Source organism: Phenylobacterium composti DSM 19425 (genome assembly GCF_059568645.1).
The window spans coordinates 642,478-658,601 of sequence record NZ_JCANTT010000011.1 but is presented as its reverse complement, the minus strand read 5'-3'; the positions used below and the strand labels follow the sequence as shown (position 1 = coordinate 658,601).

The 16,124-nt window shown below is 70.0% G+C and carries 18 protein-coding genes; 11 read left to right on the top strand and 7 right to left on the bottom strand.

What is annotated here, in order from left to right; genetic code table 11:
* Nucleotides 1-69 precede the first annotated feature (69 nt).
* The 5 genes from BO64_RS06235 (at nt 70) to BO64_RS06215 (ending at nt 2,845) form a co-directional block, all read left to right on the top strand.
* The gene (locus tag BO64_RS06235) at nt 70-648 is read left to right on the top strand and encodes a YqaA family protein (protein WP_496402412.1); all 579 of its coding nucleotides are present in this window, start codon (nt 70-72) and stop codon (nt 646-648) included.
* Nucleotides 649-676: 28 nt separating this feature from the next.
* A complete protein-coding gene (locus tag BO64_RS06230) occupies nt 677-1,189 on the top strand; it encodes a disulfide bond formation protein B (protein ID WP_496402411.1) in 513 nt (170 codons plus the stop codon).
* A complete protein-coding gene (locus tag BO64_RS06225; RefSeq protein ID WP_496402410.1) occupies nt 1,186-1,749 on the top strand; it encodes a demethoxyubiquinone hydroxylase family protein in 564 nt (187 codons plus the stop codon). The genes BO64_RS06230 and BO64_RS06225 overlap by 4 nt, the downstream gene beginning before the upstream one ends.
* Before the next feature lie 160 nt (nt 1,750-1,909).
* Complete coding sequence (locus BO64_RS06220; RefSeq protein ID WP_496402409.1) at nt 1,910-2,197, top strand: hypothetical protein; 288 nt, start codon at nt 1,910-1,912, stop codon at nt 2,195-2,197.
* A 3-nt stretch (nt 2,198-2,200) separates the two neighbouring features.
* Complete coding sequence (locus BO64_RS06215) at nt 2,201-2,845, top strand: HAD hydrolase-like protein (protein WP_496402408.1); 645 nt, start codon at nt 2,201-2,203, stop codon at nt 2,843-2,845.
* On the opposite strand, the gene BO64_RS06210 is transcribed toward BO64_RS06215, so the two are convergent.
* Nucleotides 2,832-4,442: an ATP-binding protein gene (locus BO64_RS06210; protein WP_496402407.1), complete on the bottom strand. Its 1,611-nt coding sequence runs from the start codon at nt 4,440-4,442 to the stop codon at nt 2,832-2,834. The two genes, BO64_RS06215 and BO64_RS06210, sit on opposite strands and share 14 nt — an antisense overlap.
* Nucleotides 4,443-4,638: 196 nt before the next feature.
* Nucleotides 4,639-5,199 carry an HNH endonuclease gene (locus BO64_RS06205; RefSeq protein ID WP_496402406.1) on the bottom strand — a complete coding sequence of 187 codons (561 nt, stop codon included), beginning with the start codon at nt 5,197-5,199 and terminating at the stop codon, nt 4,639-4,641.
* A gap of 784 nt (nt 5,200-5,983) precedes the next feature.
* On the opposite strand from BO64_RS06205, the gene BO64_RS06200 reads away from it, so the two are divergent.
* Together BO64_RS06200 and gluQRS are read left to right on the top strand one after the other, a co-directional pair.
* Nucleotides 5,984-6,625, top strand: coding sequence for a TetR/AcrR family transcriptional regulator (locus tag BO64_RS06200; RefSeq protein ID WP_496402405.1), 642 nt, complete (start codon nt 5,984-5,986; stop codon nt 6,623-6,625).
* A gap of 13 nt (nt 6,626-6,638) precedes the next feature.
* Entirely contained in the window at nt 6,639-7,475 is an 837-nt protein-coding gene (gluQRS, locus tag BO64_RS06195) for a tRNA glutamyl-Q(34) synthetase GluQRS (RefSeq protein WP_496402404.1), read from the top strand.
* 12 nt (nt 7,476-7,487) lie between these two features.
* Here gluQRS and BO64_RS06190 read toward each other — a convergent pair whose 3' ends face one another.
* The 3 genes from BO64_RS06190 to BO64_RS06180 form a co-directional block, all read right to left on the bottom strand.
* Entirely contained in the window at nt 7,488-8,894 is a 1,407-nt protein-coding gene (locus tag BO64_RS06190; RefSeq protein ID WP_496402403.1) for a protein adenylyltransferase SelO, read from the bottom strand.
* Between the two features lie 205 nt (nt 8,895-9,099).
* On the bottom strand, nt 9,100-10,332 hold the full coding sequence (gene nhaA / locus BO64_RS06185; protein ID WP_496402402.1) for a Na+/H+ antiporter NhaA: 1,233 nt from the start codon (nt 10,330-10,332) through the stop codon (nt 9,100-9,102).
* 72 nt (nt 10,333-10,404) lie between these two features.
* Nucleotides 10,405-10,974, bottom strand: a complete 570-nt coding sequence (locus tag BO64_RS06180; RefSeq protein ID WP_496402401.1) for a carboxymuconolactone decarboxylase family protein — start codon at nt 10,972-10,974, stop codon at nt 10,405-10,407.
* Nucleotides 10,975-11,072: 98 nt separating this feature from the next.
* Here BO64_RS06180 and nhaA (BO64_RS06175) point away from each other — a divergent pair, with 98 nt between their 5' ends.
* A complete protein-coding gene (gene nhaA / locus BO64_RS06175) occupies nt 11,073-12,251 on the top strand; it encodes a Na+/H+ antiporter NhaA (RefSeq protein WP_496402400.1) in 1,179 nt (392 codons plus the stop codon).
* A gap of 52 nt (nt 12,252-12,303) precedes the next feature.
* On the opposite strand, the gene BO64_RS06170 is transcribed toward nhaA (BO64_RS06175), so the two are convergent.
* Nucleotides 12,304-13,737, bottom strand: a complete 1,434-nt coding sequence (locus BO64_RS06170; RefSeq protein ID WP_496402399.1) for an aldehyde dehydrogenase family protein — start codon at nt 13,735-13,737, stop codon at nt 12,304-12,306.
* Nucleotides 13,738-13,839: 102 nt separating this feature from the next.
* The gene (locus tag BO64_RS06165) at nt 13,840-14,775 is read right to left on the bottom strand and encodes an SMP-30/gluconolactonase/LRE family protein (protein WP_496402398.1); all 936 of its coding nucleotides are present in this window, start codon (nt 14,773-14,775) and stop codon (nt 13,840-13,842) included.
* Nucleotides 14,776-14,804: 29 nt separating this feature from the next.
* On the opposite strand from BO64_RS06165, the gene BO64_RS06160 reads away from it, so the two are divergent.
* The 3 genes from BO64_RS06160 to folB are packed head-to-tail and all read left to right on the top strand — an operon-like array spanning nt 14,805 to nt 16,093.
* Nucleotides 14,805-14,978, top strand: coding sequence for a hypothetical protein (locus BO64_RS06160; protein WP_496402397.1), 174 nt, complete (start codon nt 14,805-14,807; stop codon nt 14,976-14,978).
* A 21-nt stretch (nt 14,979-14,999) separates the two neighbouring features.
* On the top strand, nt 15,000-15,728 hold the full coding sequence (locus tag BO64_RS06155) for an SDR family oxidoreductase (protein ID WP_496402396.1): 729 nt from the start codon (nt 15,000-15,002) through the stop codon (nt 15,726-15,728).
* Nucleotides 15,725-16,093: a dihydroneopterin aldolase gene (gene folB / locus BO64_RS06150; RefSeq protein WP_496402395.1), complete on the top strand. Its 369-nt coding sequence runs from the start codon at nt 15,725-15,727 to the stop codon at nt 16,091-16,093. The genes BO64_RS06155 and folB overlap by 4 nt, the downstream gene beginning before the upstream one ends.
* Nucleotides 16,094-16,124 lie beyond the last annotated feature (31 nt).

Below are 16,124 nucleotides of genomic sequence, written 5' to 3'. Positions count from 1 at the left end.
GACAAGCCGGCGAACCCCTGCTAGCCAGAACGCTCGAACCTCCGCCCCGGCGCCTCATCGGACCCCTGAATGTTCCGCAAGCTCTACGACTGGGTCATGGGCCTGGCCCGCTCCCGCCACGCGCCCCGGTCGCTGGCCATCGTCTCCTTCGCCGAGAGCTCGTTCTTCCCGATCCCGCCGGACGTGATGCTGGCGCCCATGGTGCTGGCCAATCGCGACAAGGCGTTCGTCTATGCGGCGATCTGCACCGTCGCCTCGGTGCTGGGCGGCCTCCTGGGCTACGCCATCGGGGTCTTCCTGGAGCCGGTGGGGATGTTCATCCTCAAGCTGTTCGGCCACCCCGAGGGGCGGCAGGAGTTCCAGCGCTGGTTCGACCAGTGGGGCCTGGGCGTGATCCTCATCAAGGGACTGACGCCGATCCCCTACAAGCTGGTGACCATCACCGCCGGCTTCGCCCGCTTCGACCTCTTCACCTTTGTATGGGCTTCGATCCTGACGCGGGGGGCTCGCTTCTTCATCGTGGCGGCCATACTCAAGTACCTGGGCCCGGCCATGCTCCACGAGTTCGAGCGGCGGCTGAACCTCTATTCCGTGCTGCTGCTGGCCCTGTTGATCGGCGGGTTCGTGGCGGTGAAGGTCTTCCTGTGAGGCCGACCTTGGGGTCTTATCCGCGCCGATGACCTGGCTTCGCCCCTTCCTCGACCGCTGGCGGCTGTGCGCCTTGCTCGCCGCCGCCGCCATGCTGGCCATCGCCCACGCCTTCCAGACCTTCGGCGGCTACGCCCCCTGCACGCTGTGCCTGCGCCAGCGGGAGGTCTACTGGGCGGCCCTGGCCATCGCCTTCGCCTTCATGATCGTGGTCCGCCTGCCCGGCGGGCCCCGCTGGCGGGAGCTGACCTGCTGGGTGCTCGGCCTGGTGTTCGCCGTGGGCGCGGGGATCGCCATCTATCACGCGGGGGCCGAGTGGAAATTCTGGGCCGGTCCGTCGGCCTGCGCCTCGGCCGGGACCGGCGTCAACGCCGCCGCCCTTGAGGACTTCCTGGCCGGCGCCGCCGTCAGGCCGCCCGCCTGCGACGAGGCCCCTTGGGTGTTCGCGGGCCTGTCCATGGCCGGCTGGAACGCCCTGATCTCGCTCGGCCTTGTGGGGTTGAGCGCGATGGCCGCGCTGCGCGAGAAGGCCAAACGATGAGCGAGAAGCCGATTCCTCCCCGCCCGGGCCGCGGCGCCATGGCCGCCCGCCTCGCCGAGATCCTCCGCGTGGACCACGCGGGCGAACTGGGCGCCGTCCATATCTACCGCGGCCAGCGGGCCGTGCTGGCCCAGGCGCCCGGCCGCGACCGCATCGCCGGCCAGCTCGCCGAGATGGAAGGCCATGAGGCCGAACACCTCGCGCGCTTCGACCGCCTGCTCACCGAACACAATGTGCGACCGACGGCCATGGCCCCGATCTGGCGGCTGGCGGCCTTCACCCTGGGCGCCGGCACCGCCTTGCTGGGCGAAAAGGCCGCCCACGCCTGCACCGAGGCCGTGGAGTCGGTGATCGAGCAGCACTATGCGGGCCAGATCGCCGAACTGGCGGACACCGATCCTGAACTCGCCGCCGAACTCACCAAGTTCCGCGACGAAGAGCTCGCCCACCGGGACCTGGCCGTCGAGGAAGGCGCCCGCGAGGCGCCGGGCTACGGCCTGCTGGCGGCGGTGATCCGCACCGGCTGCCGCGCCGCCATCAAGATCAGCGAAAAGGTGTGAGCAGCCGTGGCCCGGCCGTTGAGCCGAGGCCGGAATCGCCCGCCTGATCGGCCTCTCGCGCATGCCACGCGCGGTTGAGAGGGCCACGATCACAGCCATGGCGGAGTCGACGGAAGTCAGAAGTTCTGCTTTTGTTCGCATCCATTCCGAGGAGGCGGACATGGCTGACGGGATGTTCCACCAGGCGCCCGACCGGGCCTTCGGCGCCGAGGCGCGTCTGTCCCGGGCCGTCGCACCGCGGTCCAGCCTCTGGGCGCGCTGCGGCTGCGGCCGCGAGGCGGCGCTCGATCCGCGCCCTTGGCTGGCCCAGGGCCTCGGCCGCCAGCATGTGGACGAGCTGGAAGGCCGGCTTCGCTGCCTCTGCGGCGCCCGCCAGGCGCGCCTGGAGATCCGGGGCCTGGCTGAGGCGCCCTCTGGCGTCACCGGCGGAATCTGGATTTTCCGCTAGGCCGTGACCGTTTCGCCTGATCGCCGCTTCGACCTCGTCATCCTCGATTTCGACGGGGTGCTCGCCGACAGCGGCCCCTGGATGCTGCGCAACCTGACCGGCTTTCTCCAGGCGCGCGGCCTGCCCGCGCCAGGGCCGGACGAGCTGGACGCCATGCGCGGCCTCTCCAATCGCGAGATCGTCAGGCGGATGCGCATTCCGGCCTGGCGCCTGCCCGGGATCGCCCGGGACATGCGCGCCCTGATGCAGGCCCACGCCCACGAGATCGGCCTGTTTCCCGGGGCGGCGGACTTCCTCGGCCGGCTTCAGGCCGCCGGCGTGCGGACGGCCATCGTCAGCTCCAACAGCGAGACAGTCGTGCGCCAGGTGCTGGGCGGCTCGGCGGCGCAGGTGGGCCGCTATGCCTGCGGGGCGGCCCTGTTCGGCAAGGCGCCGGTGTTCCGCAAGGTGATCCGCGCCGAGGGCGTCCGCCCCGGGCGCGTCCTGGCGGTGGGTGACGAGACCCGGGACATCGAAGCGGCCCGGCGGGCGCGGGTCGCCTGCGCCGCCGTCGCCTGGGGCTACGCCACGCCCGAGGCCTTGGCGCGCTTCGCCCCCGACCATCTGGCCGACGATTTCGCCGGCCTCCTGGCCGTCATCGGCGCCTAGGCCCCGCGCGCCTCAGGCCGGAACGGCCAGGGCCCGCCGGCTGGCGCGCGCGGCTGGCCAGCACCTCATTGATCCCGCCGACCAGCGTATCCAGCGTCAGGGGCTTGGCGATGAAGCCGTCGGCGCCGTGCTCGTCGGCGGCCTTGCGATGCGCCCCCGAGGTGTTGGCCGTGAGCATGGCGATGGGAACCCGGGGCAGGCCCAGCCGCTGTTCCCGCTCGCGGATGGCCGCCACCGCCGCCAGGCCATCCATCACCGGCATCTGCATGTCCATCAGGATCACGTCGTAGGCGTCCCGCTCGGCCCGATCGACGGCCTGGGCGCCATTGGCCGCCACCTCCACCGTCGCCCCCAGGGGCTCCAGCAGGGCCCGCACAACCAGCTGGTTGGTGGGATGGTCCTCGGCCAGCAGCACCCGGGGCGGGACATCGTCCACCCACAGCGCCCAGCCCGCGGCCTCCGCCGGCGGCGCAGGCCGGGCGACAGTCTCCACCGGGAGCACGAGCCGGAACACGCTGCCCAGCCCGGGCTCCGACCTGGCCTCGAGCGTGCCGCCCATGAGCTCGGCGAGGGTCCGGGAGATGGCCAGGCCAAGGCCCGCCCCGCCGTGGCGCCGGGCGCTGGACCCGTCGGCCTGGACGAAGCGGTCGAACAGCTTCTCGGCCTGGGCCTCGTCGAAGCCGATGCCGGTGTCGATCACGTCGATCGTCAGGCGCCAGCCCTCGCCCGCCTCGCGCACGGCCACCTGCACCCGCACCTCGCCCACGTCGGTGAACTTGATGGCGTTGGAGATCAGGTTGGAAAGGATCTGCCGCAGGCGCGCGGGGTCGGCCATGACCCAGCCGTCGGCGCCCTCCCCGAAGGCCACCTCGAACCGCAGCCCCTTCTCCTCGGCCCGGATGCGCATCAGTTCGGCGGCGGCCTGGAGTTCCTCGCGCAGGTCGATGGCGCGCCGCTCGATGGCCAGGGCGCCGGCGTCGGCCTTGGCGATGTCAAGGACGTCGTCGAGGATCCGCCGCAGGGACTCGCCCGAGCGCAGGATCAGCTCGATCATCTCCCGCTGCTTGGGGTCGAGGTCGCTCGCGCCCAGGGCCGCCGCCAGGCCGATGATCCCGTTCAGCGGCGTGCGCACCTCGTGGCTCATGTTGGCCAGGAACTGATCCTTGGCGCTGGCCGCCCGCATCGCCTCCTCGGTGGCGGCTTCCAGGGCCGTGACAGCCGCCACGTGGCTGGTCACCTCGAAGCGCAGGGAGATGTAGGCGTTGATCTGCCCCTCCGCGTCGCGGTTCGGATAGATGGTGGTGTCCACCCAGTAGAGCTCGCCCGTCTTGCGGCGGTTGCAGATGGTGCCCTTCCAGACCCGCCCCTGGGAGATCTCGGCGTACATCTGGCGGAAAAAGTCGCGGTCGTGGTGGCCGGAATTGACGATCCGGTGGGTCCGCCCGATCAGCTCCTCCCGGCTGTAGCCGCTGATCAGGCAGAAGCGCTCATTGCACTCGATGATGCGCCCGGCCCGGTCGGTGACGGCGACGATAGCGGCCTCGTCGAGGGCGGCGCGGAAGGTTTCCGCGGACGGGATGGCGAGCGTAGGCGACACGGGCGACTTTCTTCTGAGCACAGAGACCGGGACGGCGTGGCCAGATGCGCCCGCCGACGCGAGCGACGCGGTTCGCTCGCGAAGACGGAGCTTGAGCAGGCGCGGCGGCGGGATCGGACCACGCCGGCAAACTCCCCAGCCGCGGCCGGGCGTCCATGACAATGATCAAGCTGGGCTGTACGCCGCAGCGGGCCGCTCAGGCCTCCAGCTCGATGTCCCAGTAGAGGTAGTCGAGCCAGCTCTCGTGCAGGTGGTGCGGCGGGAAGCGGCGCCCCCGTTCCTGCAGCTCGAAAGCGGTGGGCCGGCGCGGCTTCTGGCGCGGGTGCATGTGCGCCTCGGCCGGGGTGCGCCCCCCCTTGGACAGATTGCAGGGAGCGCAGGCGGTGACGATGTTTTCCCAGGTGGTCCGCCCGCCGCGGGAGCGCGGGACCACATGGTCGAACGTCAGCTCCTCGGTGGAGGCGCAGTACTGGCAGGTGAAGCTGTCGCGGAGGAAGAGATTGAAGCGGGTGAAGGCCGGGGGCCGGTCCTGGGCCACGTAGTGCTTCAGCGACACCACGCTCGGCAGCTTCATTTCGAAGGAGGGGGAGTGGATGACCTGGTCGTAGGTGGAGACCACATCCACCCGGTCGAGGAAGACCGCCTTGACGACTTCCTGCCAGGGCCAGAGCGACAGGGGGTAGTAGCTGAGCGGCCGGTAGTCGGCGTTCAGCACCAGACACGGCCAGCCGGACGGCGGATGCCTAAGCACCTGCATGGCCGGCTCTCCCGGGGCCGCGTACGGCGGCTATGGCAGGCGACTTGGGGCTGAAGACACGGCCCTCGTCTTAAGTGGCTGCACGGCGAAAACTATAGGCTCGATTCGAACACATCTCCACGACATCGAACAGCGGTCGCCGGGCGTCGATATCGAAGTTGGTATTCGAGGGGCTCCGGGCCCCGCCCGCTACGCAGCGGACGAGGCCGGCCCCTGGCGCATGGCTTAGACGCCGAGGGCGGCGGTGGCGCCCGCGAGCGTGAAGGCCAGGCTCACGATCGCAAACGAGACCGCCACGTCGAGCATCCGGTTCATTCGGAACGACATCGCTTTTCTCCCTGAGGGTTCATTGGCGAGGACCGCGCCCTGGAGCGCCGCCTCATCTGGACAACGTTTAGATAGCACCATCCAAACATTGCTCAGATAGCTATTTGCGCTGCACTGTTATGCGATTTTGCACACCCCGTTCATGCTGGGGCGCGCGCAGAGAAAGAAGGGCCCCCGCAACGGGGGCCCTTCGCTTTTCGTCGGCTAGGGCGGGGAGGCCCTCAGACGCCGATCGCCGCCGTGGCGCCGGCCGCGGTGAGACCGAGGAACAGCAGGTAGACGGGGGCGAGACGGTCGAAATGCCGTTCGAACCTGGCGAGGAACATGAGACACACACCTTTCAGTCTTTCCGCCGAACCCAGGGGCCGGCGGGGCGTTTTCTTGATTTGAACGCCGCTAAGATAACGCCGATCTGAGCGCCGTCAAGATGATCTTTACGGCGTCCAGATGCAGGCCTATGGTGCAGGTGATGAAAGAGGCTCAGAGCGCGGAATCCCGGCCCTACCACCACGGCGACCTTCGCCGCGCCCTGGTCGATGCGGCCCGGCGGCTGCTGGAGGCGGAGGGGCCCAGCGCGCTCTCGCTGCGGGCGGTGGCCCGCGAGGCCGGGGTCAGCCCCGCCGCGCCCTATCATCACTTCAAGGACAAGGCCGAACTGCTGGACGCGGTGGCCCATGAGGGCTGGGAGATCCTCAACGCTAGGATGCGCGAGGCCAAAGCCACCGAACAGGGCCGCCAGCAACTCACCGCCCTGGGCCTCGCCTATGTCTGCTTCGCCCGCGAGCATCCCGCGCTCTACCGGGTGATGTATGACGCGGCCCGGGACAAGGAAGCCCTGCCCATGGACACCCGGGGCTCGGAGGACGACAGCGCCTACTGCATGGTCCGCGCGACCATGGTGGAGCACGGCGCCGACCCGAGCGCCGAGACCGATCTGGAGCTGGCCACCATCGCCTCCTGGTGCGCGGCCCACGGCCTGGCCGAGATGGTCGGCTTCAAGCAGTTCGAACACATGCGCGAGGCTCTCGGCGGGGAGCGGCCGTTCATCGCCGCCGTGCTGCAGCACATGGGCTTGTTCCCGCACGTCCGGCAGGACTGATAAAGGGCCTGGGGTGTTCGCCACCCGTTTCGCCCCCTCGCCCACCGGCTATCTGCACCGCGGCCACGCCTTTTCGGCCCTGACCGCCTACGCCGCCGCCCGCGCGGCGGACGGCCGGTTCGTGCTGCGCATCGAGGACATCGACGTCACCCGCTGTCGCCCCGAGTACGAGGCGGCGATCTACGAGGACCTGGCGTGGCTGGGACTATCCTGGGAGACGCCCGTGCGCCGGCAGTCGGAACATCTGGCCGACTATCAGGCCGCCCTCGGCAGGCTGGAGGCGGACGGCCTGCTCTACCGCTGCTTCCGCACCCGCAAGGAGGTGGCCGAGGAGATCGCCCGGGCCCCGCACGGCGCCATGGAGGCCTTCCGGGGCGCGCCCCTGCCGCCCGAGGAGGAGGCTCGGCGGCTGGCCGCCGGCGAGCCCTTCGCCTGGCGCCTGTCTCTGGCGGCGGCGGAAGCGCGGCTGGGCGGCTTTTCAGGCCTGACCTTCGTGGAGGAGGGTTCGGGCGAGGCCCGCCTCGTCCAGGCGCGGCCTGAACTGGGCGGCGACGTGGTCCTGGCCCGCAAGGACGTGGGCGTGGCCTATCATCTGGCCGTGGTGCTGGACGACGCCCTGCAGGGGATCACCCACGTCGTTCGCGGCGAGGATCTGGCCGAGGCCACCCATGTGCAGCGGCTTCTGCAGGCCCTGCTCGGCCTGTCGACGCCCACCTATCACCACCACCGCCTGCTGACCGGGCCGGACGGGCGCCGGTTCGCCAAGCGCGACCGGTCCGAGACCCTGCGCGAACTGCGAGCCCGGGGCGTTAGCCCTGAAACCCTGCGCCGCCAACTCGGGTTCGACTAGGACCCCGCCCGGCTAAGCAAGGCCCCAGGCGACGCGCGCGGCCTCGATCCGGGCGAGCTTGTCGTGGAAGCGGCTCCAGTCGCCGGCCTCGGCGATGGGGGCCCAGATGGCCTCGATCTCGTCGTAGAGCAGCTCCTCCGGCGCTTCGCCCTGGAAATACGGATGCGCCAGGCGCTCGGGGCGCTCGGGCTCATAAGGGGCGATCCGCGCGCGGAAGTCGGCGAACTCGTCGGCGGCGTAGAGGTCCGCCCGCGGCCCGGCGGGATCGCGGCCGCAGAACCAGTCAAAGAAGAACGGCTCCCAGCGCAAGCGCTCCCCGCCGAAGGCGAGCCCCTTGAACGCCGCCTGCACCAGGAGTTCGTCGGCCTCCGGTCCCCGCGGCTTGAGCCCCAGGCGCCGGACCATCGCCGACGCCAGTTCGCGCCGGTACGCCTGGCCAAAGGTGTTTAGCGCCGCCACCAGCGGATCGCTGCCGGTGACGAACGTGAGGCATCCGGCCAGCTGTTGCAGGTTCCAGAATACAGCCTCGGGCTGGCGGCCGAAGGCGTAGAGCCCGGAATGGTCGAAATAGGCCGCCGTGAAGTTGGGATCCGACCTCGGCAGGAAGCGGTACGGGCCATAGTCGAAGCTCTCGCCCGTGATGTTCATGTTGTCGGTGTTGAGGACCCCGTGGACGAAGCCCGCGGCCATCCAGCGCGCCGTCAGGGTCGCGCAGCGCTCGCCCACGGCGGCCAGCAGGGCGGCGGGACGATCCTCCACCTCGGCGAGGTCGGGATAGTAGTTGGCGATCACATGGTCCACGAGCAGGCCGATGCGGTCGGCCTTTTCGAAGAAGGCATGGCGCTGGAAGGTGCCGAAGCGGATGTGGCTGTGGGACAGCCGGACCAGCACGGACGAGCGCGTGGGACTGGGCTCGTCCCCGCGCACCAGCTGCTCACCCGTCTCGATCAGCGAGAACGAGCGGGAGGTGGGCACGCCCAGCGCCTCCAGCATGGCGGTGGCCAGCACCTCGCGCACCCCGCCCTTCAGGGTCAGGCGCCCGTCGCCCGAGCGTGACCAGGGCGTGGGGCCCGATCCCTTGGTCCCAAGGTCCAGCAGGCGGTCCGTCCCGGCTTCACGCAGCTGGGCGAACAGGAAGCCGCGGCCGTCGCCGAGCTCGGGGTTGTAAACCCGGAACTGATGGCCGTGGTACCGCTGGGCCAGGGGCGGGTCGATGTTGTCCGGCAGGGGCTCGAACCGACCGAAGTGGGCGATCCACTCGGCGTCGGTCAGGCCATCAAGCCCCACCGAGGCGGCAGCCCGGTCGTTGCGATAGCGCAGCAGGGTCTTGGGGAAGCGCGCCGCCGCCACGGGATCGGCGAACTCGGCCCCCAGCGCCGGGAACCTCGGATCGGGGCGATAGGCGGACGTGACCGGCATCCCTGGCAGGTAGCCCCTTTTTTCAGCCGGAGGGCAGCACCCGTGCTGCCTGCCGGTCAGCGAATGCCGAGGAAACCCAGGATGATCAGGACAACCACGACCAGGCCGACGAGATAGATAATGCTGTTCAAGGTGCGAACTCCTCAGGTGGCCCCGACCGGGCGCAAACGCGGCGCACGGCCAAGCCGTTCCGCACCCGAGGAGATCAGGCCTCCCGGCGAGCCGCCGGCACGTCGGGACGGAAAGTCTTGAGGAGGGTCAGGCCCACCAGCGCCGAGATCAGCGAACCGGCGAAGACGCCGGCCTTGGTCTCGGTGAGCAGATCGGGCGTCGTGAACGCCAGGTTGCCCACGAACAGGCTCATGGTGAAGCCGATGCCGCAGACCACCGCCACGCCGTAGAGTTGCCCCACGCTGGCGTGCTTGGGCATGTCGGCCCAGCCCAGGCGGATCACCAGCAGGGCGGTGAGGAACACGCCCAGCTGCTTGCCGAGGAAGAGGCCGAGGGCGATCCCCAGCATGACCGTGTCGGTGAGCATGGCGGGGGTGATCCCAGCCAGGGAAAGGCCGGCGTTGGCGAAGCCGAAGACCGGCACGATCAAAAAGGCCACCGGTTTGTGCAGCCAGTGCTCCAGCCGGTGCAGCGGCGAGGTCCTGTGGCTGTGGGCGTCGGGCTGGGCCGGGGTGCGGTCAAGCGGGATGGTCATGGCCAGCGCGACGCCGGCCAGGGTGGCGTGGACGCCGGACTCGAAGACGAACCACCACAGGACGAGGCCCGCCAGCAGATAGGGCCACAGCTGCCGCACCCGCAGGCGGTTCATCAAAACGAGAAGGGCCAGGACCACCGCCGCCCCGCCCAGGGCCGCCAGCTGCAGGTCGGCGGTGTAGAAGATGGCGATGATCAGAATCGCCGCCAGGTCATCCAGCACGGCCAGGGCGGTCAGGAAGATCTTCAACGACGCCGGGATGCGGTCGCCCGCTAGGCTGAGCACCCCGAGGGCGAAGGCGATGTCCGTGGCGGCGGGGATCGCCCACCCGCGCGAGACTTCGGGATTGGCCCAGTTGAAACCCGCATAGATCAGCGCCGGGACCGCCACGCCGCCCAGGGCCGCAAGCCCGGGCAGCACCACGCGGGACGGCCGGGAGAGCTGGCCGTCCAGCACCTCCCGTTTGATCTCGAGCCCCACCAGCAGGAAGAACAGGGCCATCAGCCCGTCGTTGATCCAGTGCAGGATGCTTTCGTTCAGGTGGACGGGCCCGAGGGCGAAGCCGAGCTTGGTCTCCAGCAGGCCGAAGTACGGGCCCGCCAGCGGTGAATTGGCCACCACCAGGGCCACGGCCGCGGCGGCCATGAGCACATAGCCCCCCGACGCTTCCTGGTCGAAGAACTTCCGAAAGGCCGAGGCTCGGCGCTGGGCGCGTCGGGTCGCAGGCGTCATCAGGCCTACATACGGGCGCCGGCCGTCCCATCCAACCGCAATCGGACTCGAGGCGCCAGAAGCCGCAGGGCGTCAGAAGCCGCGCAGGTCCGGGTCAAGCGTCTCGCCCTCCTCGAGCTGCACTCCGAAGGTGTTCAGGATCATCGAGACCTGGGTGTACTGGGCCGCGGTGAACACTAGGTCCATGCGCTGCTTGTCGCTGAAGTGGCGGCCAAGCTCGGCCCAGGTGGGCTCTGTGATGAACTGGTCGGCATGGAGTTCGTCACAGGCCCGGATCAGCGCCGCATCGGCGGGGCTCCAGTCGGCGTCGGCGCCGCGCTTGATGCGAGCGATCTCGTCCGGCGTCAGGCCGCAGTCGAGGCCGATGCGGGTGTGTTGGGTGAACTCGTAGCCCGAGCGGCAGAGGTAGCCGATCCGCAGAACGACGATCTCCCGCTCGCGGGCCGGCAGGTCGTTGCGGCGGGAGAGCACATAGCCGCCCCAATCGTTGAAGCGGGCGAGGGCCTTGGGCGCATGGGCCAGGGTGCGGAAGATGTTGAGCACGCCGAGGCGGCCTTCCCTCACCGGCTGCAGGGCCGCCGCCTGCTCGGGCGTCAGTTCATCGTCGGCCAGCGGGCGGATGCGAGGGGCGGCCAGTCTCATGGTTTCCTCCGGGTCGTGGCTTTTCGCCCACCCTAGCCCGGCGAGGCGGCGCGGCTCCACGCTCGATTCCGTCGCCGCCCCCTGTTACGCAAAAGGCGATGGGCAGGCGCTCGACGCTCGAATTCCTGCGGACGGAGACCGGCTCGGGGCTGTTGCTGGCCCTGGCGGCGGCGCTTGCGATCCTGTGGGCCAACTCGCCGTGGGCGACGGGCTATGCGGCCGTCGTCGGCCATCCGGTCCCGGTGCGGATCGGCCCCTTCGCCGAAACCCTGACCATCGCCGGCTGGGTGAAGGCCGCCCTGATGCCGGTCTTCTTTCTGGTCCTGGGCCTGAAGATCAAACAGGAGATCGTCCGGGGCGAACTGTCCAACCCGCGCCGGCTGGCCCTGCCGCTGCTGGCGGCGGCGGGGGGCGTGATCGTCCCGGCGCTGATCTTCCTGGCGGTGAACGCCGGCGAGGACGGGGTGGCCCAGGCCTGGCCCGCGGTCGCCCCCACCGACGCCGCCCTGGCCCTGGCCCTCGTGGCCGTGGCCGCGCCCAGGCTGCCGCCGCCGCTGCGGGTCTTCCTGCTGACGGTGGCCATCATCCAGGACCTTGTCAGCGTCGTACTGATCGCCCTGGCCTTCACCGAGGCCCTGCGACCGGCGATGCTGGGCGGCGCCTTGGCCACCTTCCTGGTGCTGGGGGCGATGTCCCGCTGGGCGGCGGCGCCCTACGCCTTCTGGACGGCGGGCTTCCTGCTGCTGTGGGGCTTTGTCGTGAAGTCCGGCCTCGATCCCTCCCTGGCCGGACTGCTGGCCGCCTCGGTGACGCCGCTGCGCCCCAAGCGGCCGGGCGCGCCGGGCGTGCTGGACCAGGTGGTCGCCGCCCTGCACCCCTATGTGGCCTTCCTGATCCTGCCGCTGTTCCTGTTCACGGCCGCGGGCTTTCCCCTGCGCCATCTGCCGCCCGACACGCCCACGGCGCCGGTGGCCCTGGGCCTTGGCCTCGCCCTGGTGCTGGGCAAGCAGCTTGGCGTGTTCGGCGCCGTGGCCCTGGCCATCGGCCTGAAGTGGGCGCGTCGGCCCATGGGGGCCAGGTGGCTCGACCTCTACGGCGTCTCGGTCCTGTGCGGGGTGGGCTTCACCCTCAGCCTCTACATCGGGGGCCTGGCCTTCCCGGCCGATGCGGCCATCCAGGCCAAGGTGCGGATCGGCGTCGTCGCCGGCTCGCTGGTCTCGGCGCTCCTCGGCATGGCCGTGCTGGCCTGGTCGGACACCCGCCGCACCGCCCCATGAAAAAGCCCTCCCCGCGAACGGGGAGGGCCAATCCGACGACCTGCGCCGGAGCTTATTCGGCGGCCTTGGGCGCGTAGCCCATGATCGCCTTGGTCTCGAGGAATTCGTGGAAGGCATAGTCGCCCCACTCGCGGCCGTTGCCCGACTGCTTGTAGCCGCCGAACGGAGCGGTCATGTCCGAGGCGCCGTTGATCGACACCTGGCCCGCCCGCAGCTTCGAGGCCACTTCCCGAGCCTTGGCCAGGTCCGCGCCGTTCACGTAGCCGGCCAGGCCGTACACCGTGTCGTTGCCGATGCGGACGGCTTCCTCGACGCTCTCGTAGCCCAGGATCGACAGCACCGGCCCGAAGATCTCTTCCCGGGCGATGGTCATGTCGTTGGTGACGTTGGCGAACACGGTGGGCTTCACATAGTGGCCCTTCTCCAGGCCCTCCGGACGGCCGAGGCCGCCGGTGACCAGGGTCGCGCCCTCGTCGATGCCCTTCTGGATCAGGCCCTGGATCTTCTCCCACTGGGCCTTGGAGACCACCGGCCCCATGTTGAAGTTGCCATTCGGGTCGCCGACGGTGACCTGCTCGGCCGTGGCCTTGGCCACCGCCATGGCCTCTTCCATACGCTTGGAAGGGACGAGCATCCGGGTCGGGGCGTTGCAGCTCTGACCCGAGTTGTTCATCACATGCATCACGCCGCGGGCGACGCTCTTCGAGAAGGCGTCGTCGTCCAGGACGATGTTCGGGCTCTTGCCGCCCAGCTCCTGGTGCACCCGCTTGACGGTCGGGGCGGCGTTCTTGGCCACCTCGATGCCGGCCCGGGTCGAGCCGGTGAACGAGACCATGTCCACCTCGGGATGGGTCGAGAGCGGCACGCCCACGCCCAGGCCGTCGCCGTGGACCAGGTTGAACACGCCCTTCGGCACGCCGGCGGCATGCATGATCTCGGCGAAGATCTGGCCCGAGAACGGCGCCACTTCCGACGGCTTCAGCACCATGGTGCAGCCCGTGGCGATGGCCGGCGCCACCTTGCAGGCGATCTGGTTCAGCGGCCAGTTCCAGGGGGTGATGAACGAGCAGACGCCGATCGGCTCCTTGACGATCAGGGTCTCGCCGCGGTCCTCGGAGAACTTGAAGTCCTTCAGGATGTTCGCCGCCGTCGCCAGGTGGCCCATGCCGGCCGGGACCTGGGCCCGCTGGGCGAGGCTCGCCGGGGCCCCCATCTCTTCGGTCACCGCCGCGGCCAGGTCGCCGAAGCGCTTCTGATACTCGGCGAGGATGCGCTGCAGCACCTCCAGGCGCTCCTCACGGCTGGTCTGCGACCAGCTCTCGAAGGCGCGGCGGGCGGCCTTCACCGCCTTGTCCACGTCGGCCGCGGACCCGAGCGCGATCTTGCCGACCACCTCCTCCGTGGCCGGGTTCTCCACATCGAGGGTCTTCAGCTCGACCGGGTCGACCCATTCGCCGTCGATGTAGAATTTCAGGTACTCGCGCATGCGGTCCTCCTGGACTTTCTTTTTCCTCGGGACGGGCCGCCCCGATCGTTCAAACAAGCATTTTAATGATCAGCATTCAGTGCGGAAGCCCCTCACGTCACGTCACAGCTGGTGAATCTGCGGCTGGCCCGCAACGGGTGAGCGGGCCTTGAGCACATAGTCGGCCCGGATCGAGCCGATGTAGAGGTCCTTCAGGTCGGGTCCGCCCCAGGCGACGTTGGTCGGGTGGTTGACGATCTTGCCGCTGGGATCGTGGATCACCGTCTCCACCGCCTCGTCCGGCGTGATGGCCACCACCTTGTTGGCCGCCGGCAGGCAGACCCAGAGGTTGCCCTCGGCGTCGAAGCCGATGCCGTCGGTGTAGCCGAGGTCGCCCCCGTGATTGTCCGCGCTCTCGCCGGGCCGCATCAGCCGGCCGAGCACCGGGCCGTAGCGTTCGCCGGTCCCGAGCCGGGTGCCGCCAAGGATCGGGAAGCGCAGCACGTCGGCGCCGCTGGTCTGGGCGCAGAACAGGAAAGCCTCGTCCGCCGAGAGCGCCAGGCCGTTGGGGAACTTCAGCCCGTCCGCCACGACGTCGGCCGTGCCGTCGGGCCGCAGGACGAAGATGAAGCCGTCCTCCCGCCCGTCCAGCGCCTGGGGCCAGGTCTCGGCGTGTGTAGAGTTGGCGCACCAGATGTTCCCGGCCCGGTCGATCACCGGATAGTTGGCCGAGGTCAGAAGTCGCCCTTCCACCTCGGCGAGCAGGGTCTCGTGCTCGCCGCTCACCGGATCGAACCGCTGCAGCGGCCCGGCCTCCCGGTCGTAGATGCCGAAATTGGCGATCACGATGCGGCCCTGGGCGTCCATATTGATGCCGTTCGGCGCCCCGCCCTTGGGTCCCAGCCGCCGGAACGCGCCCCCCGGCAGCAGCTCGGCCACGGCGCACCGGTGGTCCGACGCATAGACGCGCCCGTCGCGCCCCACGACGATATCTTCGGGCCGGTCGATGCCGAGGGCGATCTTCTCGAACGCCTCGGTGGGGATCGGCGACAACGGCATCAGGACCTCCTCTCGATGTTCGATGAACCTTGACCGCCCCGATGTCCGTTCGACAAGTCGGCTTGCGGGCGGCGACGCCGCTCGCTAAAGCGCGCACACCCTTTCCAGCCGGAGCCAGCGACGTGATCGGCATCTACAGCATCGCCATCTTCCTCATCGTGATCGCCGCGCTGAACTTCTACGAGTTCGGCCGCCTCGACTAAGCCCCAGGGGACACGCTTCCAGTGGCCAGCCGCGGCGTCGCGCTGGTGACGGGCGCCGCCCGGCGCATCGGCCGGGTGCTGACTCAGGTCGCCGCCGACGCCGGCTATGATGTGGCGCTGCACGTCCGCACCGTGGACGACGCCGCCGAGGCCGCCGCCGCCGATGTGCGCGCCCGCGGGCGCAAGGCCGCCCTGTTCGCCTGCGACCTGCGGAGGGAAGCCGCCACCGTGGCCCTGGTGGGCGAGGCCGAGGCCGAGCTCGGTCCGGTGACCCTGCTGGTCAATTCGGCCAGCGTCTTCGAGCAGGACTCCTTCGCCGACTTCAACCGCGCCTCCTGGGACCTGCACCTGGAGACCAACCTGCGCGCGCCCCTGGTCCTGGCCCAGGCCTTCGCCCGTCGCCTGCCGGCCGAGTGCGAGGGCCTGATCGTCAACATCCTCGACCAGCGGGTGCTGGGGACCACCCCCGAGTTCTTCTCCTATTCGCTGAGCAAGGCCGCCCTGTGGGCCGCGACCCGCATGCTGGCGGTGGACCTCGCCCCGCGCATCCGGGTCAACGGCATCGGCCCCGGCCCGACCCTGCCGTCGATCCACCAGGACCAGGCCGCCTTCGAGGCCGAGGCCGCCTCCACCCTGCTGCAACGGCCGGTGCCCCCGGCGGAGATCGGCCTGGCCCTGCGCTACCTGATCGACGCCGGCTCGGTGACCGGCCAGATGATCGCCGCCGACTCCGGACAGCACCTGTCATGACCACCCTCCGGCTGGCCACGAGCCGCGTTTTCGTCACTGGCCTGAAGGTGCAGGCGGAGATCGGCGTCTATCGCCACGAGATCGGCCGGGTTCAGCCCCTGATCGTCGACGTGGAGCTGGACGTGCCCACCGACGACAGCGACCGGCTGGCCGACACCGTCAACTACGAGTCCATCCTGACGGCGGCCCAGGACATCGCCGCCGGCGGCCATATCGACCTGGTGGAGACCTTCGCCCACCGGCTGGCCCGTCGCTGCCTCGAGGACGCCCGGGTCGCCCGCGCCCGGGTGCGGATCGAAAAGCCCCTGGCCCTCGCCCCCGACGCCGTGGGCGCCGGGGTGGAGATCGTGCTGGAGCGCTCCTGACCGGCGCCGCACGCAGCCTCTTTCCACACGC